Origin of the sequence: Bartonella sp. AP65SXKL, from assembly GCF_042195725.1 — a bacterium.
Lineage (GTDB): Bacteria > Pseudomonadota > Alphaproteobacteria > Rhizobiales > Rhizobiaceae > Bartonella.
Genome location: NZ_JBHIOW010000001.1, coordinates 153,624 through 179,671, shown reverse-complemented (window position 1 = coordinate 179,671; position 26,048 = coordinate 153,624). Strand labels below are relative to the sequence as shown.

Below are 26,048 nucleotides of genomic sequence, written 5' to 3'. Positions count from 1 at the left end.
AACTATTAAGACAGAGTGAAGATTTAAGTATTATGTTTAAATAACATGATATCGCCATCTTGCACAATGTATTCCTTTCCTTCATCGCGGGCTTTTCCTGCTTCCTTTGCACCGCTTTCTCCACCCAGAGCAATATAGTCATTATAGCTGATGGTTTGGGCACGAATGAAACCGCGCTCAAAATCTGAATGAATAATACCAGCTGCTTGGGGAGCTTTTGTACCACGCGTAATTGTCCATGCTCGTGTTTCCTTAGGCCCACAGGTGAAGTAAGTAATGAGATCAAGTAAATGGTAACCAGCGCGAATGAGGCGATTGAGACTCGGTTCAAAGAGTCCTAGCGCATTGAGATATTCTGATGCTTCAGCATCACTCAGTTGTGTGATTTCCGCTTCGATAGAAGCAGAAATGATAATGCTTTGCGCATTTTGCTCTGTTGCCATTTTTTCAACTGTTTGGGTAAAGCTATTTCCACGAGCGGCGTCATTTTCGCTTACATTACAAACATAAAGTACAGGCTTGGAGGTTAAAAGATTCAAACTCTTAAGAATGTGGTGTTCATCGGAAGAAATATCTTTGAGTAATAACCGGACAGGGTTTCCCTGTTGCAGTATGTTTAATGCTTTTTCCATAATAGGTAAAATTGTGAGAGCTTCTTTGTCTTTTCCGGTTGCTCGTTTACGGATTTGTATGATTCGTCTCTCAAGACTTTCAAGATCCGCAAGCATGAGTTCGGTTTCAACCGTTGTCGCATCACAAACAGGATCAATACGTCCCTCTACATGGGTAATATCTTCATTTTGAAAACAGCGTAAAACGTGGACAATGGCATCGACTTCGCGAATATTGGCTAAAAACTTGTTTCCTAAACCTTCGCCTTTTGAAGCTCCTCGCACAAGCCCCGCAATATCGACGAAGTTAATGCGTGTAGGAATCATTTCTTTTGAACCAGCGATTGATGCAATTTTTTCCATTCGTAAATCTGGAACAGCAACTTCTCCGGTATTGGGTTCAATGGTACAAAAAGGATAATTGGCAGCCTGTGCAGTGGCTGTTTTTGTTAATGCATTAAAAAGAGTTGATTTCCCGACATTAGGTAATCCGACAATACCGCATTTAAAGCCCATGAGAGTCTTTCTTTTCTATTAATTTTATGGTCAAGATAAAGCTTCCTTTTTATAGCATATTTTCAGAAGAGTTATAGTCCTGGTCTTGCGATAAGTGAGAAAAAAGTCTAAAGTAATAGGTATCTACTTTTTACCTTAGTTCTTCTTACCTTATTGTTCTCCTTAGTTACAAGGATAAGAAAACTTCGAATTAATGTTAATATTGTGCTAAGTTTTTCATGGTATGCAAATCTGCATAAATAATTAATCGGAGAAAATAGAAGAGTGTTATCTCGTTGTGCCTTTTTAATTGCAGCACTTTTGGCTTTGGCTGGATGTGCTACACGTCAGTCAGATATGTCATCGGTACCTTTTCAACAAGTTCGATACATTCCACCAGAAATACAGGCTTTGTATGGTCCTGTAACGAATGAGACCTATTCGTTACCTGCTGTTGATCTTGCGACAATTGATCCAAAATATTGGCGACAAGAGGTGATTTATTATACATCTTATGCGCCTGGAACATTGGTTATAGATACGCAAGAGTGTTTTCTTTACCTTATTGGTGAAAATGGAAAAGCTTTGCGTTATGGGATTGGTGTCGGTAAAGAAGGCCTAGCATTTGAAGGTGAGGGGGTTATACAGCGCAAGCGTCGGTGGCCAAATTGGGCTCCTACTGCAGCTATGATGGCTCGAGAACCAGAACGTTATGGTCATCTTGGGAAAGGAATGCCACCAGGGCCCGATAATCCATTAGGTGCGCGGGCACTTTATTTGTTCAAAAATGGGAAAGATACACTTTTCCGTATTCATGGCTCACACGAATCGTGGTCAATTGGGCGTGCTATTTCAAGTGGGTGTATCCGTTTGCTTAATCAAGATATTATCGATCTTTATGATCGTGTTCCCATTGGTTCGCGTGTTGTGGTATTGCAAAACAATAGGAGTATTCCTACAGTTTATAGTCAACAATCAAATGGTTACGATCCGCTACAGTCGACCATTCAGCCAAATGATTTTTTTTAATTTAGGGGAGAAGATTGGAGAGAGCTGTGTTTGCTGTTCAATCTTCTCTTTCTCTCAAAAGAGAATATAAGCCTTTCTTCTTCAAAGGTGTATACAAGCTTGTATTCTGTTCTATTTTCTAGCTTCTCACGTTGCCAACAGATTTTGCCTTTGAGAAAGTTTATAAGAGGATTTTTTTAAGAGTTTTTATTCATATTCTTCACGCGACTGGGACACGCAAGCCAATGGTTCTGATTGTGTTTTATCGTTTGTGAAACTTCATTCATAAAGAGGGATTTATCATCTTTTATAAGGAGAGCGATATTTTTTGCAATTGTCTCTAAGAGAGGGGATAACCATTCTTGATCAGATTTGGTAAAATTTCCCAGGACATGCTGATGAACAAGTTCTTTGCTTCCAGGATGACCAATTCCTATGCGTATACGACAATAGTCAGTACCACAATGGGCATCAATAGACTTAATGCCATTATGCCCATTATGTCCTCCACCAATTTTTATACGAACTTTCCCCGGTGACAGGTCTAGTTCATCATAAATGATGATCAAATTCTTTAAATCTAATTTATAAAATCGCAAAGCTTCACCGATAGCTTGACCAGAAAGATTCATGAAAGTTTGTGGTTTTATAAGAAAAATTTTCTCATTATTTATGAAACCATTGGAGATTTCTGCTTGAAACTTCTTTGACCATGGAGAAAAAGAGAAGGACTGATAAATGGCATCAACAGCCATAAAACCGATATTATGGCGGTTATTTTGATATTGTAAACCAGGATTGCCAAGACCAGCAATAAGCCACATGTGTATCTTCAGTCAAAGTATGAGTAAGGGTAATGTCTCATAAATTAAGGCGGAAAAATTCCCGCCTTTTGAGTTTTATGAAGTTTGTGTGTCTTCTTCATCATTTTCTTGTTCAGAAGTTTCATCGCTGACATCCATGCCAGCAGGAGCTGCAATGGTTGCAATGGTAAAGTCTCGATCTTGGATGATGGGAGTCACATCTTTTGGCAGTTGCACTGCTGAAATGTGAATAGAATCACCAATAGAGTAGCTGGAGAGATCAATTTCAATAGCTTCAGGAATAGCACTTGCTGGAGCTGTACATTCAATTTCGTGCCGAACAATATTGAGGACACCACCCTTTTTAAGTCCAGGTGCCGTATCTTCATTGAGGAAGTGGACAGGAATATTCACTTCTACAACGGATTTTGCTGAAATGCGCAAAAAGTCTACATGGAGGGGAAAGTCACGCACGGGATCTAATTGATAATCTTTTGGCAAAACCATAATTTTTTGCTTGTCAAGAATAATCGTTGCAATGGTGGTGCGAAAGCCACCAGCATGAATTTTGTAGAAAATTTCTTTATAGGGAACTGTTATTGCCAAAGGTGGTTGTTTTTCACCATAAATGACAGCAGGAATAAGACCGTTGCGGCGAAGTTCACGGGAGGACCCCTTACCAACCCGCTCGCGTTTTTCGGCCTTAAGAGTGTAGCTTTTGCTCATAATTTAAGTCCTTTTTACATGATTGGAGATCCTTCAAAAACAGTAATAGTTTTTGCATGGATATGAAGATATGCGCTAACCAACAGCGATCACTCCATTCTACGTTGCCTCCAAGGGTGTCTACGCAGAAGTTTGTTCTATAGTTCAAACTATTCATAGATGCAAGAGTTGTGGGAAAAATCGATGATTTCTACCGTTAAAAAGGAGGAAATGTTACAAATTACGGTGTGGATGGAGAATCAACCAATATGTGCTGGCACTGATATGTTCAAAATCAAACACTGGAGATGTTATGAAGGTTGAGATTGCCTTGGGTGAGATGTCAGAAAGTCGTGCTTTGCATAAATCGATGCCAGCACTTCTTGATTTGGAAGAATTATTGGCGACACGTCTTCTTGTACAAGGTAATTCTGGTTCAGGGAAATCACATCTTTTACGCCGTCTTCTGGAGCAAAGTGCTAAGTGGGTGCAGCATTGTGTAATTGATCCAGAAGGCGATTTTGTAACTTTGGCAGATAAATTTGGTCATGTTATTGTAGAGGCTCAACGGAGTGAATTAGAGTTGACTCGTATTGCCCATCGCATTCGACAACATCGGGTTTCGGTGGTATTTAATCTTGAAGGCTTGGATACTGAACAACAGATGCGTGCTGTAGGGGCTTTCCTTGGGGCACTGTTTGATGTGGAACGTGATTATTGGTATCCTATGCTTGTCGTTGTCGATGAAGCACAATTGTTTGCTCCAACTGCAGCAGGAGAAGTTTCTGATGAAGCGCGTAAAATTTCTTTGAGCGCTATGACCAATCTGATGTGTCGAGGACGTAAACGTGGTCTTGCTGGTGTTATTGCGACACAACGTTTGGCTAAGCTTGCCAAAAATGTTGCGGCTGAAGCTTCAAACTTTTTAATAGGGCGGACTTTTTTAGATATTGATATGGTGCGCGCCGCTGATCTTTTGGGGATGGAGCGTCGCCAAGCGGAAATGTTTAGAGATCTTGAACGGGGAAATTTTATAGCTTTAGGCCCTGCTTTATCACGACGTCCCTTACCAATCATTATCGGTTCTGTTGAAACTTTGGCACGCTCTTCTAGCCCTAAATTAATGCCACTTCCAACAGAGCGGGATGATGTGCAAGAGCTCGTTTTTACTGCTTCACCAGAGGAAATTTTAACGCCATTTAAACAAACACGAGAGCCGATGAGGGAAAAGTCAATGCACGAGATGTTAGAGGAGGTCGTGCATAAAAAACAAGAGTTGTTAGAAGAAAACCCAAGTTTATTTCCTGAACTTTCTGATGTTGAGCGTGACGGGCAAGCAGAACATATTATTCGGGAAATTCTTGAGGATTCTGAAGCTTTTTATCGTTCAACAGCGGTGCTTTATCAAGATTTTTCAGTTCGTTGCCGTATCCATGGGATGTCAAAGGTTCCTTTTAATCTTTCACAATTTCGGCGTAAATTGGCTATTGCTCAGGCTTTTGTTGATGAACAAACGGCTGTCAGTGAACATTGGAAACATATTTTGCAGATATCAGAAAGTTTGGAAGAAGATGTTCAAGGGGTCTTCTTGAACGTGGCACAGGCCGCATTAGGGGGAAAGCCATGTCCATCTGATGCATTTTTAGCACGTCTTTATGGGACTCATTCTTTAAGCCGTGCACGCCGACTTTTAACCTACTTTGAAGAGCGTGGACTTATTGTTATTCACACGCATTTTAGTGGTCAACGTATTGTTGCCTTTCCTGATCTTGGTGTTGAAACAGCACCGGGAGACCCCAAGGAACCACTTTAACCAAATAAGCTGGAAACCGATTGTTCTGCTGCTGTCCTTGCTATTGCTTCTCCCATAAGGTCGGCAATGGGCAAAACACGAATATTATGGGTTTTCTCAATAGCTTGTGTTGGCATAATTGAATCTGTAATAACCAATTCTTTCATCTCTGAATTAGCAATTCGCTCGATTGCATTACCAGAAAGAACACCGTGCGTGATATAAGCTGTGACACTATTGGCACCATGTTTAAGCAGAGCACTTGCTGCATTGCATAAAGTTCCACCTGAATCAACAATATCATCAAGCAAAAGGCAATCTTTTCCCGATACATCTCCAATGATATTCATAACTTCTGATTCACCGGGGCTTTCGCGACGTTTATCCACAATAGCGAGCAAACTGTTCAAGCGCTTGGCGAGCGCGCGCGCGCGCACCACACCACCCACATCAGGTGAAACAACGATAACATTTTCAAGAGAATAATGCACTTTGACATCGCGAGAAATGACAGGAACAGCATAGAGATTATCCGTAGGGATATCAAAAAAACCTTGAATTTGTCCTGCATGAAGGTCCAATGTTAAAACACGATGGGCCCCTGCTTCAGTAATGAGGTTGGCAACAAGTTTTGCAGAAATAGGAGTTCGTGGTCCTGGTTTTCTATCTTGGCGGGCATAGCCAAAATAGGGGATAACAGCTGTAATACGACGCGCAGAAGAACGACGAAGGGCATCAATCATGATGAGTAATTCCATCAAATGATCATTTGCGGGATAGGATGTAGATTGCAAAACAAAAACATCTTGTCCACGTACATTTTCATGCAGTTCTACGAAAATTTCTTGATCAGCAAAGCGCTTTACAGTTGCTTTGCCTAAGGGGATGTTCAAATAATTTGCAACATCTTCAGCTAGGCGTGGATTAGAATTTCCGCAGAAAAGTTTCATAGTAGAACCTCTGAATCATCATGGTGGGAATGCGACACGGTTTTTAATTTCTTTTTATTAAATTGCAAGAGAACAATTACAAAAGCCTTACAATTTTATCGATTATTATTAAAGAGCTATGCAGTATGTTTTCTCTTTTTCCAAAAGTTTATTACTTTTAGAGCAAAGTTTTTCTCCATGCGGCAAAGAAATACATATTGATTAAGCTTTTTGGTTATTACTTTATAAAAATACTTTCAATATGGGGAATGCTTCATATTTAAGATGAATGAAGGGGAGTAATAAAAAGAAGTATCATCTTGCCTTCAATCATTATAACTAAACATTGAAAATGATCATAGCGAAGGCTATCATATTTTATGGGCTGCTAGATAATTTCGTGAAAAAAGCAAAGTACAATGGGATTTATTTTTACATTTGGGTAAAAAGTTTAGTTTTGCAGTTTTGGTATTGTTCTCAAGCATAAAGGGGCTCATCTTTTGTTTTTCAGCATAATAGCAGAAATCTGCCGTCCGTAATCGGGTTCGTTGCGGTGTATTGCACGGCGATAGGAGAAAAAACGCTGTTCATCTTGATAGGTACAAAGCTCTACACAAGAAGCATTAACACCTGCTTCTTTGAGTTGGTTTATAATAAATGCCCATAGATTAAAATAAAAGCGATTTATTTTGTCTGTTTTTAAAAAATATTTTTGGTATTTGCTGTGGTAATCAATAAATTGGTCGTAAAATTCATTTGTTACTTCATAGTGATAGGGGCCAATACAAGGTCCAAGGACTGCTGTTATTGATTGTCTTTTGGCTCCTTGTTTTTCCATAACAGCAATTGTTTTCTCGATAATTCCATTTAAGCTTCCACGCCAGCCAGCATGAGTTGCAGCGATGACTCTAGCTTGTGGATCAGCAAACAGAATGGGTCCGCAATCTGCTGTAAGAACCCCAATAACGAGTTCTGGGGTGGTTGTAACCAGAGCATCAGCTTGAGGAGGTGCACCGATAGTTGCTTGATGAGCTACGACAACGTTACAGGAGTGTATTTGATTAACTGTGACTAAATTTTGCGCTTCAATAGAAAAATAATTGGCAATCAAAAGACGATTCTGTACAATATATTCAAGTTGATCATTTGAACCTTTCCCAACATTAAGACTATGATAAAGATTTTTTGAAACACCACCTTGACGTGTAAAAAATCCATGTTTTATTCCATGGGGGTGTAAAGTAGAAAGATTTTTTGCAAGAATGGGATGAGGGATAGATTTCATAAAAGTTCCTTATGGAGATTATTTAAAGTGAGGATGGAGATGTTCATATTTGTCAATGAATATTTCAGATAATGATGTGCTTATTGACAAAAGCGCCGATCATTAAAATTGGGGAGGTATGGAGATATTTTTATCACTGAAATGTAAAACTTTAAATAATTTTCCCATCTGATCTGGACTAGCGAGCCGTTCGATGTCTTGGCGGATTTTGTCTTGCAAAGGAGCACTTTTGCCAACTCCAAGCTGGTTTGCGCGCTCCAGTAGCCCCATTTTAAAAAGAAATTCTCCTTGCTCTAAGATTTCAGCAAAACAGCCTTGTTCAAGAGCTATGTTTTTTAAAAAAGAAAAATCAACATGGGATGTTAAATCATGTTCACCAGGGGCATCAAAAACATCACGAAATCTATGTTTTGAGAGTGCTTGCAAGGTATCGCCAAAGGCAAGCTCACAAGCACCATAGTCGATAAGTAAAGCAGAACCTGTCACTTGCACTAAATGGTGGCTGATTTGTTGCATGAATTGATGCCGTAAGGGGGCATGTTCAAAAATTGTTCCGTCAGGCACTTTAGAACAACAGGTTTGTAGACAAGAAGAGGGAAGTTTATGCGGGGCAGCAATAAAGATGAAATCTCCATTTTGATTGACTGTAATGCGGCGCTCTTTCCATTCTCCATTGACTTTAATATATTGGTTGATAGGGAGTGTATCGAGAAATTCATTAGCAATGAGGAAGAGAGGTTTTGAAGGAATTTGATTAAAATTTTCAATGCTATGGATTTGTTTTTGATAAGAGAAAAGGCGTTTTTTTTGTTCTTTTGCAAGTTTTTTGCTTATTTCGATCAGAAAAATTTCAGCAGCATTAAATGCCGTTTGAGAGAGCTTTTGGATAGTTCGCAAAATGTCATCCATCAAAGTTCCTCGTCCTGGACCTATTTCAGCGAGAATAAAAGGGTGAGGGCACCCTTGAGCTTTCCAGCTTGCAAGAGTCCAAATGCCAATCATCTCTCCAAATAATTGGCTTATTTCAGGTGCTGTAATGAAATCACCAGCATGTCCAAAAGGGGTTTGTGTGTGATAATAACCAAATTGGGGATCGGTGAGTGCCAACGTCATATATTGGCTAACAGTGATTGGTCCATTAAGGACAATAATTTCTTTAATTTTTTCTTTGAGATTGGCCATTTTCTGTCGGTTTATATTTAAAGGCGTGGAGAAGAAGATAAAACCCTACAAGAAGCATGGGAAGAGATAAAGCCATGCCATAGGTAAAACCAGTAGAATGGAAAAGAGTCGAAAACCATTCTGGATCTTCTTGAGGCGCACGGTAAATTTCAGAAATGCTGCGTGTTACTGCGTAGCCTATAATAAATGTTCCTGATACAGTACCGGGACGTTTTAATGCTTTGAACCCAAAAATAAGAAGACACAGGATGATGAAGAGAAGAAATCCTTCCATAAATGCTTCGTAAAGCTGGCTTGGATGGCGCGGTAAATAGTAAGGATCGAGAGGAAAACAAACAGCCCAAGGACGTGTAGTAATATTACCCCATAATTCTTGGTTAATGAAGTTGCAGATTCGTACAATGCCGATACCAATAGGAGCACCTGCAGCAATGATATCAAACATGGCTCGTATGTTAATACGATTTTTACGGGCAAACCAGATCATAGCAATGATAATACCAATAAGTCCGCCATGAAAGGACATTCCCCCATCCCATACGGCAATAATAGCACTTGGATGGTTAAAATAGTAAATGGGATCCCATACAAGAACTTGTCCTAAACGCCCTCCGACAACAACACTTATGGCAGACCAGACAACAAAATCTCCGATTTTTTCTTTATCCATAGGAGGATAGTTTCTATACCATAGAGATGTTTTTTTTAATAATTTTTGCGCATACCACCAAGCAAAAAGAATACCCAGCACGTAACCAAGTCCATACCAATGAAGTGTTATGGGACCTAGCTGGATAATAACAGGATCAAGAAAAGACGGAAAAGCAATGGTTGGACAAGACAAATTGTTCATGAGTTAAGCATCTTACATTATACGAGATGAATATGAAGTGACTCTGATGGTCAGAAATGACAGATGAATACACAATGGTCAAGTCAGTAGGGAGGCTAGTCAGAAAGGGAGATAGATTTCCACTGATTTATCGCGGTAAAAAATATGGTGATAAAAGGAATATTAAAAAATCTTAAACAAAATCATTATGAAAAATCTGCACAGTATGTAAAATATAGAGTAAAAGGAACAAATTACAGTATCTAAATGTTATGAGAATACGCTATAATGCGTGCGTCAATAATTAAAATTTAAGGAAAAAGGTTATGCGTAATGGATCAAATCGTATTCTTGATGAATTAGCAAAATTAGCAACGGATGCTGCTGACGTTGCGCAAGGCATACGACGTGAAGCTGGAACAGCTTTTCGTGTGCAGGCTGAAAAGATAGCAAACAAACTTGATCTTGTTTCTCGCGAAGAGTTTGAGACTTTTAAGGAGATGGTGCTGAAAATCCATGCTGATAACGCTGATTTGAAAAGACGCCTTGATGATTTAAAAAAAGATGATTAAAAAAAACGCAGACACAAAAAAGTAAAATAGTTTTAAAAAAGAATCTTCAAAAAAATATCCCCAATTTTTCAATATGATGCGTGAAACTAAAAAATGCTTAATCTTGAGTCTGTTAGAGCGGAGCATTTGTTTATTTTTGATTTTTTTTGGGGGTAAAGTACATTTTTTTGAATCAGGGGGGCTGGCGCTATGAAATTGTATCAATACACTGAAAAGACTTGATGATTCGTTTTATGACTATCAGGTTGCCCTAAACAGCGCGATTGTGTTCTGGGTGTTTGTGTACTGTCGATGTTTTTATGTGTATTTGTTTGGTGTAAAGGTTCTGATTGTAGCAAAATATTGTTACAGTTTAGACGGTTTATATTCTGTTGACAATGTTTTAAGATGATTGAGGATTGTGATGAGGCTTGCATTTTGCGCCACAGAAAGAAAAGAGCACCCTGTTGACTTTATCGAACAGATTGCCTGTGAATATGATTGGTCGTTTGAGCGGGATGCACAAGATGAAATTAGCGTTTGTGTGGAAGGAAAACGCGCAAACTATCGTCTTGCTTTTTCATGGATGGAAGAGCATGAAGCACTTCATTTAGCTTGTTCGTTTGATCTCTCTATTAAAAATGCTCGAACAGCTGAAATACAGCGCTTATTGCTAGCAATTAATGAAAAGTTGTTGTTGGGACATTTTGATTACTGGCAAAGGAATAATTCAGTTATTTATCGACAAGGTCTTCTTTTGGCTGGTGGGATGCATCCATCTCATATACAGGTTGAAACATTGTTGATACATGCACTTAAAGCCTGTGAAAGCCATTATGTTGCATTTCAGATGGTTGCTTTGTCGGGAGAAAGTGCTTACAAGGCACTACAGTACACTTTGTTTGAAACTGTAGGGAATGCCTAAAATATACAGTCTGTTATTTTTACAGACGGTTTGCTGAAATATTGCTCATAGGGGGATATCAAGAATAGCGCGCAATCCCCCGAGTGGGCTCTCATCTAATTGTATATTGCCACCATGGCTGCGTGCTATGTCTTGAGCAATAGAAAGACCAAGGCCTGTTCCACTTGCATCTTGATTTCGCGCTTTATCAAGTCGAAAGAATGGCTTAAAAACTTCTGTGCGCATATTTTTATGAATTCCAGGTCCATTATCATCGATTATCAATATAAAAGATTCTTGTTGAGAGTTAGCGGTTAGTTTAACGGTCGTGCCGTAACAAAATGCATTTGATACAAGATTGCTGACCAAGCGTGTAAAAGCACGGGGACGTACTTGGATTTCTGTAAGACCTTCAATAGTGTAAGAAAATTGACGTTTGTGAAGATGAGCATCGGCGGAGAATTTTTTCATAAGAGCATTTAAATCAAAAGTCTTGACACTTTCACTTCCTTCACCACGAGCAAAAGCAAGATAATCTTCTAACATATTTTGCATGTCACTTACATCTTGCTCAAGCGGTTTAATATCAAAGCCAGTATTTGCTAATGCTAGCTGAAGTTTAAAACGTGTAAGAATGGTTCTTAAATCATGACTTACTCCTGAGAGCATCATGGTGCGTTGTTCGATTTGGCGTTCAATACGTTCTCGCATACGTAAAAAAGCGATGCCTGCACGACGGACTTCATCAGCTCCTTGTGGTTGAAATCCTTTTGGTAAAGGACGACCGCGTCCAAAGCTTTCTGCTGCTTCAGCCAATTGTTGAATCGGTTTGATTTGATTGCGTAAAAAGTAAATTGCTATCAGCAATAAAACAAGAGCTGTTCCTACCATCCAGCTTAAAAAAATAGCAGTATTGGAAGCATAGGCTTGGCTGCGTGGAGCAAAGACGCGTAAGATGTTGTGACCAAGGTGGATACGGATTTCAACAAGATCAGAATCTCCTACGGTATCGATCCAGAAGGGACGGTTAATTTGGCGGGTGATTTCTTCACTTAAAAAATAGTCAAGAATTGCAAAAAATGGCTTAGGTCCTGGAGGGGGTAAGGAGGTAGGAGATAGAATAGAAATATTTAATCCCATACGTTGTTGTGCAATACGCTTGATATCTTCATAGTTATCTTGTTGGGGATATGTTTCAAGAATATCAATAATGGCTGAAATATCATGCACGACAGCCGTTGAAAGACGCTCCGTTACCATTTGCCAATGGCGTTCCATAAAGACATAAGCAATCACCGTTTGCAGAAGCACCATGGGAGCAATGATAATGATCAAAGAGCGAACATAAAGCCGTTTAGGCATTTTTTTCGTTAACCATCGAAGAAAAAATCTTAAAGGTTTGATCATTCTTGTGCCTATTCAATAGAGAGTTTATACCCTATTCCTCGCACGGTTTGGAGCCATATAGGCAGTGCTGGGTTTTTTTCGATCTTACGACGAAGGCGGTTGATCTGCACATCAATGGCACGTTCACTTATATTGCTGTCATCGGTCGCGAATTTATGGCGCGGAATTGTATCGCCTGCATTTTCGGCAAACATGACCATCATTTCTTGTTCTTTATCTGTTAATTTAATAATTTCTCCTCCTTTTTTGAGTTCGCGTCGTGAAATTGAAAATATATAAGGACCAAAAACTATTTGCTCAATTTTAGGTTGGTGAGGGGGAAAACCACGTCGTAAAATGGCGTTGATGCGAAGGAGAAGTTCACGAGGGTCAAACGGCTTAGCCAGATAATCATCTGCCCCTGCTTCTAATCCACGGATACGATTGTCTATTTCTGATAAAGCTGTTAACATAAAGATAGGGACATCTTTTGTTTGGCGGAGTGAATGAGTGAGATCAATACCGTTTTCGCCAGGCATCATGACATCAACAATAAGAAGATCAAAATCTAAACTTGCTAACAGTCGTCTTGCTTCATTCGCATTAGCTGAAACTGAAACACGAAATCCATTTTTAATGAGAAACTGAAATAAAAGATTGCGAATACGTGTATCGTCATCAATCACAAGAAGGTGAGGGGCATCGTCACACAAAACTTGAACGTGATTGCTCATTCTTAAAAAAAACCTTGATAAAAATTTAGTTTACACAAAATGCAAGTTTACATAAGTTGTATAAAGCTGTCGAGCAGCACCTTTACCTTAAAGGAAAGAAAGTTTTATTTATAAATTTAAAAAAGTTATTTTTGAAAAGGATATTATGGGTAGTCTTAATATACATATTATTCCAGTTACGACATTCCAACAAAATTGCACTTTGCTTTTTGATAGTGAAAGTAAAACGGGGGTTCTCGTTGATCCTGGTGGTGATTGGCCACGAATTCAAGACGTAATCGAAAAGAATGGTGTTATCGTTGAGGCTATTTGGATAACACATGGTCATTTTGATCATGTAGGAGCAGCAATGCAAGTGAAAGAAGCGCTTAATGTAAAAATTATCGGTTCACATCGCGATGATAAGCCTGTGATGGATGCCGTGAGCGAAAGCGCAAAAAATTATGGCATCACTGATGCTTGCATCTGTATTCCTGACCAATGGTTAGAAGATGGTGAGTGCGTTCATTTTGCTGGACATGTGTTTAAGGTTTTTCACACCCCAGGACATTCCCCTGGTCATGTTATTTATTTCAATGAAAAAGAGCGCTTAGCCCTCTTGGGTGATGTTCTCTTTCGTGGTTCTATCGGACGTACGGACTTCCCCTTCTGTTCTTATGAAAAATTGATGCAATCCCTTCGAGAAAAAGTTTTACCCTTAGGCGATGATGTTTGTTTTATCTGTGGGCATGGTCCCAAAAGTAGCATAGGCTATGAGCGCCAAAATAATCCTTTTCTTCAAGATTTTAATATATGAGCAAATAAAAAAAAACGCTTTGAAGCGTTTTTTTGTGCCATTTAAGACTTTTTAGTAGGGCAGAACAGAAGTTAATTTATTGGGGCATAACAAACGTGTTCCAAACCATTACGGTCTCGGAAAGTTCCTGTTTTAGTGTTGAAAGAACGGTATTTTTTCTTGCAATAGTTAAGCCAATCAGATTCTAATGATTGTTGTACTGGCTCATATTCCACTGTTTGCGGAGCTTCATAAATTATCTGTTCCTGTGGAACCTGTTGATATACAATTTGATGCTGTGGTGCGGTTTGATAAACAACTTGTGGCTGTTCTGATTTTTTAAAAATTTTGCCGAGAAGTGCACCTGCTGCAAGAGCAAGAATGCCCATTGCTAAAGCTTCTCCTGAGTTATTTATATTAATACTACTGTGTTTTGTCTTTTTGCGCTCGACATAATGATATGTCTTGTGTTCAACATGATGGTGTTGTTGTGCTCCCCATTTATGGCTAACATAATGACGCGTGTGGGGATTATCAAAAGAGTGATGTTCACTATGAGAAAAATGGGAGCTAAAATTGTGAGACGGTAAACCAGCCTCCCTTCTCATGTCATAGTTATGATACCATGCCATATCTGCAAGCGTTGGATTTAATGGCATCAAAACGGTTGCAGTAGACATTGCTGATAATACCGCTAATCTGATCACTTTTTTCATAATGATGCTCCTTGTGTAAATTCGTATTTTTCACATCCTACACGTTTCAAACTGAATAGAGCCTGAACAATTTTGGACTTTATTGTGACAAAAAAATAAAAATTCATTTAGTTAAAACTATTATCAATACAGTAAAATAAAATCATGACAGAATTTTGATTTCAATTAATGTACTCTTCTTAAGGTTAATTAAGCAGCTTGTATTTAGATCACCAGATTTTTTACTATTGGTTATAAATTATTTATTGATGAGTACTTTTTTATTGCTTGATACAATATGAATTGAACAATAGGTGTATGAACAAAAGTTATCGTTTTTTATTATAGGCTTATGGTGCTAAGATAGAACCTTATTTGTGTGATTGAATACAGTCCTGTTTGACTACTCTCTTGTGAGGCTAAATATTGAGTTCGATATCATATTATAACTGTATAAATATAATATATTGCGGGAACTTTTTTGATATATGGGAAACATTCTTGTTGGGATATGGCTGTTAGTTTGACAGTATTGGCATGACAAAATGCATTTGACACAATATTGCTGATGAGACGCGTGAAGGCACGTGGACGTGCTTGTATTTGTGTAGGGCTTTCAATGGTGTAGGAAAATTGGCGTTTGTGAAGATGTGCATCGGTAGAGAATTTTTGCATAAGAGCATTTAAATCAAAAGTTTTAACACACTCACTTTCTTCACTACGGGCAAAAGCAAGGTAATCTTCTAACATATTTTGCATGTCGCTCACATCTTGTTCAAGCTGCTTAATATCAAAGTCAGTATTTGCTAATGTTTGCTGAAGTTTAAAACGGGTGAGAATGGTTCTTAAATCATGGCTTACACCCGAAAGCATCGTGGTGCGTTGTTCGATATAGTTAGAAGATGGTGAGTGTGTGTATTTTGCTGGACATAAGTTTAGGGTTTTACATACACTGGGGCATTCCCCTGGTCATGTTATTTATTTCAATGAAAAAGAGCGCTTAGCCCTCTTGGGTGATGTTCTCTTTCGTGGTTCTATCGGACGTACGGACTTCCCCTTCTGTTCTTATGAAAAATTGATGCAATCCCTTCGAGAAAAAGTTTTACCCTTAGGCGATGATGTTTGTTTTATCTGTGGGCATGGTCCCAAAAGTAGCATAGGCTATGAGCGCCAAAATAATCCTTTTCTTCAAGATTTTAATATATGAGCAAATAAAAAACGCTTTGAAGCGTTTTTTTGTGCCATTTAAGACTTTTTAGTAGGACGGAACAGAAGTTAATTTATTGGGGCATAACAAATGTGTTCCAAACCATTACGGTCTCGAAAGGTCCCTGTTTTAGGGTTAAAGGAACGGTATTTTTTCTTGCAATAGTTAAGCCAATCAGATTCTAATGATTGCTGGAGTGGCTCATATGCCACTGTTTGCTGCACTTGATAAACTCTTTGATTTTGCGGAACTTTTTGATAAATTACCTGATTTTGTGGTACTATTTGATAAACCACTTGTGGCTGTTCTGGTTTTTTTAAAATTGTACCAAGAATCGTACCTGTTGCAAGACCAAGAATACCCACCGCTAAAGCATCTCCTGAGTTATCTATATGAATATTACTGTGTTTTGTCTTTTTGCGCTCGACGTAATGATATGTTTTGTTTTCAACATGATGATAATGGTGGTGGTGGTGATGATGATGATGTTGTTGTTCCGTCTTACTCTGTTTGGCTACAGACCTTTCATGTTTGGCTTTAAATCTTCTCTTGTCGTCATCAGAACTTTTGTGGAAATCATCAACAAACTTTTGGAAATCATCAGATAAAAAGCTACGTTTTTTATCAGAACAATGGGAGCGAGAAAAACCGCAAGGCAGAATATCAGCTTTCTTCCTCATTTCCCTTATCGCATCATCTGTTTCTTTACGCATCTTCCTCATCATATCATCTATTTCTCTCGAGATAGAGTCACTACGATTCCATGCCATATCCGCAAGCGTTGCATTTAGCGGCATCAAAACGGTCACAGTTGACATTGCTGATAATACCGCTAACCTGATCACTTTTTTCATAATGATGCTCCTTGTGTAAATTCGTATTTTTCACATCCTACACGTTTCAAACTGAATAGAGCCTGAACAATTTTGGGCTTTATTGTGACAAAAAAAATAAAAATTTATTTAGTTAAATCTATCGCGGAGACAGTAAAATGAAATCATAACAGAATTTTGATTTCAATTAATGTACTCTGCTTGAGGTTAATTAATAAGTTTGTATTGAGAGTCCACGATTTTTTACTATGGAATATAAACTCTTTATTTAGGGATAATTTTTTATTGTTTGGTACAATATGAATTGAACAATAGGGATATGAATAAAAGTTATCATTTTTTATCATAGGCTTATGGTTCTATGAGAAAGTCTTATTTTACTTTATTTGTGTTATAGGACAGTGTCCTATTTGAATATTTTCTTGTAAGGATAAATAATATTGAGTTAGATATCAGAGTATAACTGTATAAAGATAATATATTTTAGAAAATTTTTATAAAATGTTCTCTCTCATGTTGTTTTAGACAAATTGAAGCACCCTTGATGTTGGAGGTTGTCTATTTTTCGGATAACGCTGTTTGCTTTTGAGCTTTCGTCTTTTTTTAGAAGAACTGAAGATTATTTTATGCGGTTTGAAATTTTTTGCTCCTTCATTGATTGCGTTTTTTTCGTTTTATTGTTGCTTGATTAGGGGTGTTTTTACGAGATTTTCCTTTTTGATTTTCCAAAATACCAGTGTCCATGGTTGGTCCCATGTGTGCAAGGTTTGGTTTGGAGAAAAGACTTGGTTGTAATACGCGCTCATGGGTGGATTGTTCGCTATGATGTGTTAAGGGATTTTCCGCGAGTTCTAGTTCTATCTTTTGTAATTGTTTGATTTCATCGCGAAGGTGTGCTGCTTCTTCAAAATTAAGATCAGCAGCTGCTTCATGCATTAATTTTTCGAGGTGTTTAATATGAGATGCTAAATTGTTGCCAACCATATTTTTTTTCTCGATGACATCAGGGATATTTGTACGAATATGGTTGTTTTCATAGCCTGAATTGAGAATATCTCCGATATTTTTTTTGATACTTTTCGGTGTGATATGGTGTTCTTCATTATAGGCTATTTGTTTTTGTCGACGTCTTTGTGTCTCCTGTAAGGCTCGTTTTATGGAACCAGTGATCGTATCTGCATAGAGGATAACACGGCCATCTACGTTACGTGCAGCACGTCCGATTGTTTGTATGAGGGAAGTTTCAGAGCGCAAAAAGCCCTCTTTATCGGCATCTAGAATGGCAACAAAACCACATTCTGGAATATCTAAGCCTTCTCGGAGCAAGTTGATACCGATGAGGACATCAAAGGTGCCAAGCCGAAGATCGCGTAGAATTTCAATGCGTTCTAATGTATCAATGTCGGAATGCATATAGCGTACACGAATACCTTGTTCGTGGAGATATTCCGTTAAATCTTCGGCCATACGCTTGGTTAGGACGGTCACTAGTGTGCGGTAGCCTTTTTGAATTGTTTTACGAATTTCATTCACAACATCATCGACTTGATTTTTGGCTGGACGAACCTCTGTTGGTGGGTCAACAAGCCCTGTGGGGCGAATAACTTGTTCTGCAAAAGTACCGTGAGATTGTTCTATTTCCCACCGTCCAGGTGTTGCGGAGACAGCAATCGTTTGTGGGCGCATAGCATCCCATTCTTCAAAGCGCAAAGGACGGTTATCCATACAAGAAGGGAGGCGAAAACCATATTCTGCTAAGGTTGCTTTTCTGCGAAAATCACCTCGGTACATACCACCAATTTGGGGAATGGTTACATGGCTTTCATCGATAAAAACAAGAGAATTGAGTGGAATATATTCGAATAAAGTTGGGGGTGGTTCACCGGGATTTCGTCCTGTTAAATAACGTGAATAATTTTCAATTCCCGGACATGAACCGGTGGTTTCCAACATTTCCAAATCAAAAACTGTACGTTGTTCTAAACGTTGTGCTTCTAAAAGACGTCCAGCTTCGTTCAACTCATCGAGGCGTTGAACGAGTTCCATTTTGATAGATTTCATCGCTTGGTTAAGTGTTGGGCGTGGTATTACGTAGTGTGAGTTGGCATAAATTTTAATTGATTGAAGATCGCCTGTTTTTTGTCCGGTGAGAGGATCAAATTCCGTAATTGTTTCCACTTCATCGCCAAAGAGCGAAATACGCCAAGCACGATCTTCGAGGTGGGCAGGGAAAATTTCGATTGTATCCCCTCGTACACGAAAGGAACCACGAACGAAGTTGATATCTTGTCGATAATACTGTTGAGAGACTAAATCAGCCAAGAGTTTTCGTTGATTGAGTTTGTCCCCTTTTTCTATTTCGAAGGTCATGGCCGTATAGGTTTCTACGGAACCAATTCCGTAGATGCAGGAGACAGATGCGACGATAATAACATCATCACGCTCTAAGACAGCGCGTGTTGCAGCATGGCGCATACGGTCGATTTGTTCATTAATTGAGGATTCCTTTTCAATATAAGTGTCTGAGCGTGCAACATAGGCTTCTGGTTGATAATAGTCATAATAGGAAACAAAATATTCGACGGCATTATGGGGAAAAAAACTTTTAAATTCCCCATAAAGCTGCGCTGCTAGAGTTTTATTGGGAGCTAATATTAAAGCTGGACGCTGTGTTTTTTCAATGATATTGGCCATTGTATAGGTTTTCCCTGAGCCGGTAACACCCAAAAGCACTTGTGTACGTTCATTTTTTTGAATTCCCTCAACCAGAGTTTTAATGGCTTGAGGTTGATCTCCCGCTGGTTTAAAAGATGTTTCGAGTTGAAATGGAATACCACCTTCAGATTTTTCAGGACGAATGGGGCGGTGAGGTGTCCATAATGCACCATTCTTAAAAAGAGGATTACCTGAAGCAATAAGAGCAGAAAGAGCTTCTACTGTTGCAGTAACACCATTTTTCATTGTTGTATCCTTTGATAGAAAAGTGCTGGTGATTTTAAAGAAAATACTAATTTTTACAAATTTATTACGACAACAGCAAAACGTTATTGAACAGATTTATTTTGGTTTATTAGAGCTTTCATTAGGATATTGATCAAGTTTTTTATGAGACAAATTCTTCGAAGTATTTCTTTGGAAGGAGCATATTTGTGGTTGTTCGTGAACACTATTGCATTTTTGCCATGATGATATTCAAGAGGGCATAAGTTATTATAGCTGTTATGGAGAATAATCGGTACGTTTGGGCATTAAAGACATTGTATATGTGTGATAAAGATCATTTCCATCTTTAAATGAAAGATAACGAGATGACACCCAACCTATTTGAGTGTTATATCGGATATGGCACCAATTTCCTTCACAGTTTTTAACAAAAACTAATTCTCCAGCAGAGATTAAGCCGCAAAGTGCATATTGAGTGCTGGGACCTGTTCTAAAATTAAGATTTCTCGTAACAAAAGCATCTGCTGCCTCTGATATTGTTGTGGCTAAAAAGAAAGAGCCAAACATAAAAAAAATGACGATTTTTTTCATTTTTCTGTAAAGAATTTCTTTAGAGATTTTCTATCCTTCTCTCTTCATATTCTATATAATTTCTTTTACTAGATTATGATAAAACAGAAAAAAATACAATTCTTTCTTCTTTAGGACACTTTAAAGAGAAGAGTGAAGTTTAACGTTTTAAACACCAAAATGAGATGTTTTAATCACTATTTGTGCATGTTTTGTTTCCTTTATTTATTTTTATATGGAAAACAGCGATACTGTACTATATAATAAAAAAGATCGTAGTTTTCGGATTCCAAAAGTAATTTTGGAAGCCGTTTTTTGTATTTTTATTAAACCTTCCGTGTAATAGAAAGGGACGGATTATGGAAAAAGTTCCGATGACTACAGCTGGTTTTGAGAGTCTTAAAGAAGAGTTGCGTTGGCGTCAACAACAGGAGCGTCCGCGAATTATTGAAGCAATTTCTGAGGCGCGTGCGCATGGTGATTTATCTGAAAATGCTGAGTATCATGCAGCTAAAGAAGCACAAAGTCATAATGAGGGGCGTATAAATGAGCTTGAAGATTATATCGCACGAGCAGAAGTTATAGATGTCTCGCGTCTTTCAGGTGACAAAATAAAATTTGGTGCAACCATTAAACTCTTGGATGAGGATACTGAGGAAAAAAAAGTGTATCAGATCGTAGGGGATCAAGAAGCTGATGTAAAGGTTGGTAAAATCTCTATTTCTTCGCCTATCGCACGTGCACTTATTGGCAAGCAAGAAGGTGATGTGATTGAGGTGAATGCACCAGGTGGTGCGCATAATTACGAGATCATTAAGGTTCAGTACATCTAAATAACATATGGATTATTATGCGTGTATCTTTGGACGAAACTGAAATTATTGCGCCTCACTTTAAAAGGCGTTTGTCGGGAGTAACATCTACGATTATTCAGCTTATTCCACTGCAACGCGAACAGGGTGTGCGTATATCCACTTTGGGGTTTGGTTTACCACGAACTTTACCGACACTTGCCTTTAAGGACCTTTTCGGACTTTGGAAAAGTCCGAAAGGGAAGCCATTTCGTATTTGGCATGCACGACGCAATATTGAGATGCTTTGCGGGGTGTTTTTACGCGATGTTTTGCGAATGAAGCTTAAACTCATCTTTACTTCGGCATCTCGACGCGAACACAAGCCTTTTACCAAATGGTTGCTTCGTCGTATGGATAAAGTTATCGCTACTAGTGTATGTACGGGAACCTATCTAGAAGTGCCTCATAAGGTTATTATGCATGGAGTGGATATTAGGCGTTTTTCACCCCCCAAAATTCCTGATGATTACTTTCCAGCAACTGGGGTGCCAGGAAAATATGCGGTAGGATGTTTTGGGCGCGTGCGCTATTTAAAGGGTACTGATTTGTTTGTGGACGCGATGATAGCATTATTGCCTGACTATCCCGAATGGACAGCACTTATCGCTGGTCGGACTACAGAACAGCATTATGGTTTTGAAAAGAAATTACGACAGAAGATTGCTGAAGCTGGTTTAAACGACCGCATTATTTTTCTTGGTGAAAGGCTTGATATACCTGTGTGGTATCGCCGTTTATCACTTTATGTAACTCCGTCTCGTTTGGAAGGTTTTGGTCTGACACCATTGGAGGCAATGGCATCACAGACGGCTGTAGTGGCGAGTGATGTAGGAATTTTTAAAGAATTGGTGGTCGAGGGAACAGGAACGGTTGTTCAAGCAGGAGATGGAGCGGCTTTAACAGCAGCAATTGAACCTTATTTTGCTGATGTAGAAAAAACATTGGCAGCCGGAAAGAAAGCTTTAACCCATGTTCGTACTCACTTTCCTTTGGAAAAAGAGGCAAGCAAGATTGAAAGTGTTTACAAAGAACTGTTTGCGGAAAAAACACTTTGATATGATATCAAAAATCTTCTTGAGGGATGATAAAAAGTATTTTCCTTAAAGGTTTTTCATAGTCATCAAGAAAACAGCTCAATGATATAAATGTTATTTTACAAAATTTATATTGTCTTTAGTAGAACGCTATAAGAAGTTCTCAAAATTTTGGATAAAAGATTAAAAATGTATACGCTTGAGAGCGATATGTAGTTTATGATAAAGCATACTAGGAGAGAGGAAAGCTACTTTTATTCATTGATATTTTAGAATAAGAAAATAATGCTTTAACTCAAGTCTGGGGATTTATGCACTATCTTATACGGTGTCGTACTGATATTGTTCGTTTTGTAAGACTTAAATAGATAGCAAAAAAACGTTTTCTTGTCTTAAAAAGATAATGATGCTATCTCCATGGATAAAATAGTCGTACATATTTTCAATAAATTCATGATAAGATGGATTTAAGATCAATATATATATATGATTTTTATAGATAATTTACCTTTTCAATTTGAATAAGAGCTTTGAGTAGCGTAAGATTTTCTTATGTCAAATCTGTTGATATTAAATCAATGAGAGCTATCCTCTAGCACATCACAATCGGAAGAAGGCATGTGGTGGATAAAAACTATTGAAGACAAGGTGTAAAGAGATTTCTTATAAATTGTCTGAAATGCAGGCTGTTACGACATTAACAGAAAAAAATAATATGGTGGTACTAATTTATATCTTATTTTGTAGTACCGACTTGCACCTTATTATTATTTAAGTAAAAATGATGGTGACCATTTTATATCTTTCATGAAGGCTGTCGTGGAATGGGTGTGATGAGTACTGTGAGATGTTTTTTATAAGCTTGTGAGTTCGTAATATAATAGCATTTTTTTCTATAAGGAGGTAACTCTATTAAAGAGAAAAAACACTTTTATCAGCAAATATTCATATTTTTTGCATGAGAGATTATTCGTAAAAAAGAATGTTCTATGCGTCCACTTTATTTGATAAAGAAGATCAATAAAGTGAAGTTTTATATGTTATGGCTTTGAAAATATTGGTATTTGATTGTTTTTGTTGAATTATTTTTATATCATTGATATGATGATTTGTATGAAATTTTAGAAAATCTTCAGTGGATTGAGTAAGGGGTGAATATTATGATGCATACTGTTCACACCTTTTTATCTTGTAAATTTTTATCATGGTAGAATAAAATACTCTCTGCATTAGAATTGTTCACGCCAGAAAGCGGGAATAAAAAGGACGAATATTGTTATGATTTCAAGGCGTCCAGCTAACATTAGAAAACTTAAAATCCATAAAGCATGGTCGTTGATTGTAGAGAAATTACCAATGGGGCCAATAATATCTCCAAAGCCTGGACCAACATTTGAAAGTGCGGTTAAGACCCCCGTAAAGGCAGAGGTAAAGTCAAGACCGGTCGTAAGCAAAAGTGCAGTGCCGATAACAAGGCAAAACATATAAAGACAGACAAAAAACAAAACGGCTTGAGCAACATCATTTGATATATTTGAGTGATCGTAGCGCGCTTTTACAACGACATTAGGAGAAAGAAGTTTTTCTATATTTGTTTGTGTAATACGCCAAAGAATAATGAGGCGATTGATTTTCATGCCACCAGAAGTAGAACCAGCACATCCGCCTGTAAAAGAAACAATGAAGAAAATTCCAAGCGCAAACGGTCCCCAAAGTTGATAATCTTCAGCGCTATAACCTGTGGTACTAATAATGGATGAAAGGTGAAAAATGACATCAAGGAAAATCAAGTGGAACGCGCGATGATCATAAAACCGTAGCCATGCCGCTAAAGCAAAGCTGAAAAGGAGAACGATATGGAGAAAAACAATCACTTGTGGGTCAAGGAAGCGTTTGGAGTGTCCAGGAAGGACTAATTTAACATAAAGTACGAAAGGTAAAGCAGAAAGCAACATGAAGATTGTTGAAATAATTAAGATGGCTGGTTTATCAGAAAAATAGCCAAAAGAAGCATCATGCGTTGAAAAACCAGCTGTTGCTACTGTACTCATTGCATGGTTAATGGCATCAAATAAATTCATGCCTGCAGCAAAATAAGAAAGCATACAAGCCAATGTTAACCCAACATAAGCGATGATAATTCCGTTAGCAATTTGGTTGATGCGAGGCAATATTTTTTCAGATTTATCAGATGATTCCATATGAAAAAGTCGCACGCCACCCACACGCAGTGAAGGCAAAAGCAAGAGGGCTAAACCGATAAAACCAATGCCCCCAATCCAGCATATAAGGGAACGCCATAACAAAATACTTCGCGATAAATTATCAAGATCAGAAAGGACTGTGGAGCCTGTTGTTGTAATTCCAGAAACAGATTCAAAAATGGCTCCTGCTAGAGAAATGGGAAGAGGAGAAAGATAAAGAGGTAAGGCACCTACGATGCTTCCTGTAAGCCAAAGACAAACAGTGAGCATAAAGCCAAGCCGTGCTGAAAAGCGACAAGTAGCTCCCTTAGTTGCTAAAAGAATCAGCGTTGCTAACATGGTGGTTATGGCACAAGAATAGAGAAAGCTTATCCAATTACGATTGTTGTCGTGCAAATCCACAAAAATTGGCAAAAGCATTGCTCCTCCCATGATTAAGGCAAAACGTGCACAGACATTGATAATAAATTGAAAAATGATCGTTCCCTATCTTTGTATCTCTTTTTATTATGGTTTTGTGCTCATAAGAAGTTACATTTTTCTCTTTATAGGATAAGGATTAATTCTTAACATTAGCGTGCCTTGATGAATTAGTAATCAGACCTTTTCATAAAACTTGAAAAGAAGTATACATAACATAATTAGGGCTCTTGAAAAATATTTTTTTAAAAGGCTGCATTCCGTTATCATTTATAGAATAATTAATTTATAATAAAGTGAAGGGGATTTAATGGTACAATCGCGTATTCGTCTGCTGATTATTGGCTCAGGTCCGGCTGGTTATACAGCGGCGATCTATGCAGCAAGAGCAATGCTTAAGCCTGTTTTGGTGACGGGCTTGCAGCAGGGGGGACAATTGACAATTACAACTGATGTTGAGAATTATCCAGGTTTTGCAGATCCCATTCAAGGACCATGGTTGATGGAACAAATGGCAAAACAAGCTGAGAATATGGGGACAAAAATTGTCTATGATACAATTATAAAGGCTGATTTGTTGAAGTATCCTTTTGTCTTATATGGGGATTCAGGAACACAATATTCTTGTGATGCACTGATTATTGCAACAGGAGCTCAAGCGCGCTGGCTTGGTTTAGAAAGTGAACAGACCTTTATGGGCGGAGGTGTTTCCGCTTGTGCTACATGTGATGGCTTTTTTTATCGTGATAAGGACGTTATTGTCGTGGGAGGAGGAAATACGGCTGTTGAAGAAGCACTTTATTTATCGCATTTGGCTAAGAGTGTAAGCGTGGTTCACAGGCGGGGACAGTTTCGGGCAGAAAAAATTTTGCAAGATAGGTTGCTGGCTTGTAATAATGTGCGTGTTCTTTGGGATCATGTGGTTGAAGAAATTGTGGGGCTGCCAGCTCAAGATTCAATGGGCGCTGTTGTAACAGGGGCACGTCTGAAAAATGTTAAGACAGGTCACGAGATGAAAGTGAATGCAGAGGGCATATTTATTGCCATTGGGCATGATCCTGCTGTTTCTCTGTTTGAAGGACAGCTGAAACAAAAACGAGGCGGCTATTTATGGACAGCACCCGACTCAACAGCAACAAGCATTGCTGGTGTTTTTGCTGCTGGGGATGTGACAGATGAAACATTCCGCCAAGCTGTAACAGCTGCGGGAAGAGGATGTATGGCAGCGTTGGAAGCAGAACGGTTTTTGGATATACCCAGGCGTTAGTCATTCATTGAGAACATAGAGAATATAGA

The 26,048-nt window shown here is 38.4% G+C and carries 22 protein-coding genes and 2 pseudogenes; 9 read left to right on the top strand and 15 right to left on the bottom strand.

The features are described 5' to 3' along the window. Positions 1-23: 23 nt before the first annotated feature. Positions 24-1,127: a redox-regulated ATPase YchF gene (gene ychF, locus ACFIMP_RS00745; RefSeq protein WP_375612983.1), complete on the bottom strand. Its 1,104-nt coding sequence runs from the start codon at positions 1,125-1,127 to the stop codon at positions 24-26. Positions 1,128-1,391: 264 nt separating this feature from the next. Between ychF and ACFIMP_RS00740 the strand changes: the two genes are divergently transcribed. Beyond that, the gene (locus ACFIMP_RS00740) at positions 1,392-2,135 is read left to right on the top strand and encodes a L,D-transpeptidase (RefSeq protein ID WP_375611178.1); all 744 of its coding nucleotides are present in this window, start codon (positions 1,392-1,394) and stop codon (positions 2,133-2,135) included. A gap of 176 nt (positions 2,136-2,311) precedes the next feature. Here ACFIMP_RS00740 and pth read toward each other — a convergent pair whose 3' ends face one another. Together pth and ACFIMP_RS00730 are read right to left on the bottom strand one after the other, a co-directional pair. After that, positions 2,312-2,938, bottom strand: a complete 627-nt coding sequence (gene pth / locus ACFIMP_RS00735; protein WP_375612982.1) for an aminoacyl-tRNA hydrolase — start codon at positions 2,936-2,938, stop codon at positions 2,312-2,314. Between the two features lie 75 nt (positions 2,939-3,013). Beyond that, positions 3,014-3,643: a 50S ribosomal protein L25/general stress protein Ctc gene (locus ACFIMP_RS00730; protein ID WP_375611180.1), complete on the bottom strand. Its 630-nt coding sequence runs from the start codon at positions 3,641-3,643 to the stop codon at positions 3,014-3,016. 292 nt (positions 3,644-3,935) lie between these two features. On the opposite strand from ACFIMP_RS00730, the gene ACFIMP_RS00725 reads away from it, so the two are divergent. After that, positions 3,936-5,435, top strand: a complete 1,500-nt coding sequence (locus ACFIMP_RS00725; protein ID WP_375611181.1) for a helicase HerA domain-containing protein — start codon at positions 3,936-3,938, stop codon at positions 5,433-5,435. Here the strand turns inward: ACFIMP_RS00725 and ACFIMP_RS00720 are convergent. From ACFIMP_RS00720 to lgt, 4 genes are all read right to left on the bottom strand, one after another. Next, entirely contained in the window at positions 5,432-6,364 is a 933-nt protein-coding gene (locus ACFIMP_RS00720; protein ID WP_375606345.1) for a ribose-phosphate pyrophosphokinase, read from the bottom strand. The two genes, ACFIMP_RS00725 and ACFIMP_RS00720, sit on opposite strands and share 4 nt — an antisense overlap. A 472-nt stretch (positions 6,365-6,836) precedes the next feature. Continuing rightward, the gene (pgeF, locus tag ACFIMP_RS00715) at positions 6,837-7,628 is read right to left on the bottom strand and encodes a peptidoglycan editing factor PgeF (protein WP_375612980.1); all 792 of its coding nucleotides are present in this window, start codon (positions 7,626-7,628) and stop codon (positions 6,837-6,839) included. A 102-nt stretch (positions 7,629-7,730) separates the two neighbouring features. Further along, entirely contained in the window at positions 7,731-8,810 is a 1,080-nt protein-coding gene (locus ACFIMP_RS00710) for a class I SAM-dependent methyltransferase (RefSeq protein WP_375612979.1), read from the bottom strand. Next, positions 8,785-9,663 (bottom strand): prolipoprotein diacylglyceryl transferase, encoded by an 879-nt coding sequence (lgt, locus tag ACFIMP_RS00705; RefSeq protein WP_375628181.1) that lies wholly within the window; start codon positions 9,661-9,663, stop codon positions 8,785-8,787. Before lgt ends, ACFIMP_RS00710 begins: the two co-directional genes overlap by 26 nt. A 305-nt stretch (positions 9,664-9,968) precedes the next feature. Between lgt and ACFIMP_RS00700 the strand changes: the two genes are divergently transcribed. Both ACFIMP_RS00700 and ACFIMP_RS00695 read left to right on the top strand, forming a co-directional pair. Continuing rightward, the gene (locus tag ACFIMP_RS00700; protein ID WP_273791228.1) at positions 9,969-10,214 is read left to right on the top strand and encodes an accessory factor UbiK family protein; all 246 of its coding nucleotides are present in this window, start codon (positions 9,969-9,971) and stop codon (positions 10,212-10,214) included. A gap of 403 nt (positions 10,215-10,617) precedes the next feature. Further along, positions 10,618-11,118: a type III secretion system chaperone family protein gene (locus ACFIMP_RS00695; protein ID WP_273724125.1), complete on the top strand. Its 501-nt coding sequence runs from the start codon at positions 10,618-10,620 to the stop codon at positions 11,116-11,118. Positions 11,119-11,163: 45 nt separating this feature from the next. Here ACFIMP_RS00695 and ACFIMP_RS00690 read toward each other — a convergent pair whose 3' ends face one another. After that, on the bottom strand, positions 11,164-12,504 hold the full coding sequence (locus ACFIMP_RS00690) for an ATP-binding protein (RefSeq protein ID WP_375685893.1): 1,341 nt from the start codon (positions 12,502-12,504) through the stop codon (positions 11,164-11,166). An 8-nt stretch (positions 12,505-12,512) separates the two neighbouring features. Next, positions 12,513-13,217 carry a response regulator gene (locus ACFIMP_RS00685; RefSeq protein WP_375612976.1) on the bottom strand — a complete coding sequence of 235 codons (705 nt, stop codon included), beginning with the start codon at positions 13,215-13,217 and terminating at the stop codon, positions 12,513-12,515. Positions 13,218-13,362: 145 nt separating this feature from the next. Here ACFIMP_RS00685 and ACFIMP_RS00680 point away from each other — a divergent pair, with 145 nt between their 5' ends. Further along, entirely contained in the window at positions 13,363-14,013 is a 651-nt protein-coding gene (locus ACFIMP_RS00680; RefSeq protein WP_375612975.1) for an MBL fold metallo-hydrolase, read from the top strand. A gap of 71 nt (positions 14,014-14,084) precedes the next feature. Here the strand turns inward: ACFIMP_RS00680 and ACFIMP_RS00675 are convergent, their stop codons facing one another. After that, the gene (locus ACFIMP_RS00675) at positions 14,085-14,708 is read right to left on the bottom strand and encodes a BA14K family protein (protein WP_375612974.1); all 624 of its coding nucleotides are present in this window, start codon (positions 14,706-14,708) and stop codon (positions 14,085-14,087) included. A gap of 471 nt (positions 14,709-15,179) precedes the next feature. Continuing rightward, positions 15,180-15,578: pseudogene (locus tag ACFIMP_RS00670) on the bottom strand (sensor histidine kinase); the annotation flags it as partial. Positions 15,579-15,582: 4 nt separating this feature from the next. Between ACFIMP_RS00670 and ACFIMP_RS00665 the strand changes: the two are divergent. Beyond that, a pseudogene (locus tag ACFIMP_RS00665) lies at positions 15,583-15,894 on the top strand (MBL fold metallo-hydrolase); the annotation flags it as partial. Positions 15,895-15,962: 68 nt separating this feature from the next. Here ACFIMP_RS00665 and ACFIMP_RS00660 read toward each other — a convergent pair. The 3 genes from ACFIMP_RS00660 to ACFIMP_RS00650 form a co-directional block, all read right to left on the bottom strand. Continuing rightward, a complete protein-coding gene (locus ACFIMP_RS00660; RefSeq protein ID WP_375685892.1) occupies positions 15,963-16,748 on the bottom strand; it encodes a BA14K family protein in 786 nt (261 codons plus the stop codon). Positions 16,749-17,378: 630 nt separating this feature from the next. Continuing rightward, the gene (gene uvrB / locus ACFIMP_RS00655) at positions 17,379-19,688 is read right to left on the bottom strand and encodes an excinuclease ABC subunit UvrB (RefSeq protein ID WP_375612972.1); all 2,310 of its coding nucleotides are present in this window, start codon (positions 19,686-19,688) and stop codon (positions 17,379-17,381) included. Between the two features lie 258 nt (positions 19,689-19,946). Next, positions 19,947-20,261: an SH3 domain-containing protein gene (locus ACFIMP_RS00650; protein ID WP_375612971.1), complete on the bottom strand. Its 315-nt coding sequence runs from the start codon at positions 20,259-20,261 to the stop codon at positions 19,947-19,949. Positions 20,262-20,599: 338 nt separating this feature from the next. On the opposite strand from ACFIMP_RS00650, the gene greA reads away from it, so the two are divergent. Together greA and ACFIMP_RS00640 are read left to right on the top strand one after the other, a co-directional pair. Continuing rightward, entirely contained in the window at positions 20,600-21,073 is a 474-nt protein-coding gene (gene greA / locus ACFIMP_RS00645; RefSeq protein WP_007347010.1) for a transcription elongation factor GreA, read from the top strand. 17 nt (positions 21,074-21,090) lie between these two features. Continuing rightward, on the top strand, positions 21,091-22,149 hold the full coding sequence (locus ACFIMP_RS00640; protein WP_375628658.1) for a glycosyltransferase family 4 protein: 1,059 nt from the start codon (positions 21,091-21,093) through the stop codon (positions 22,147-22,149). Between the two features lie 1,208 nt (positions 22,150-23,357). Here the strand turns inward: ACFIMP_RS00640 and ACFIMP_RS00635 are convergent. Continuing rightward, positions 23,358-24,752, bottom strand: coding sequence for a TrkH family potassium uptake protein (locus ACFIMP_RS00635; RefSeq protein ID WP_375685891.1), 1,395 nt, complete (start codon positions 24,750-24,752; stop codon positions 23,358-23,360). A 310-nt stretch (positions 24,753-25,062) separates the two neighbouring features. Here ACFIMP_RS00635 and trxB point away from each other — a divergent pair, with 310 nt between their 5' ends. Then, positions 25,063-26,019: a thioredoxin-disulfide reductase gene (gene trxB / locus ACFIMP_RS00630; RefSeq protein WP_375685890.1), complete on the top strand. Its 957-nt coding sequence runs from the start codon at positions 25,063-25,065 to the stop codon at positions 26,017-26,019. Positions 26,020-26,048 lie beyond the last annotated feature (29 nt).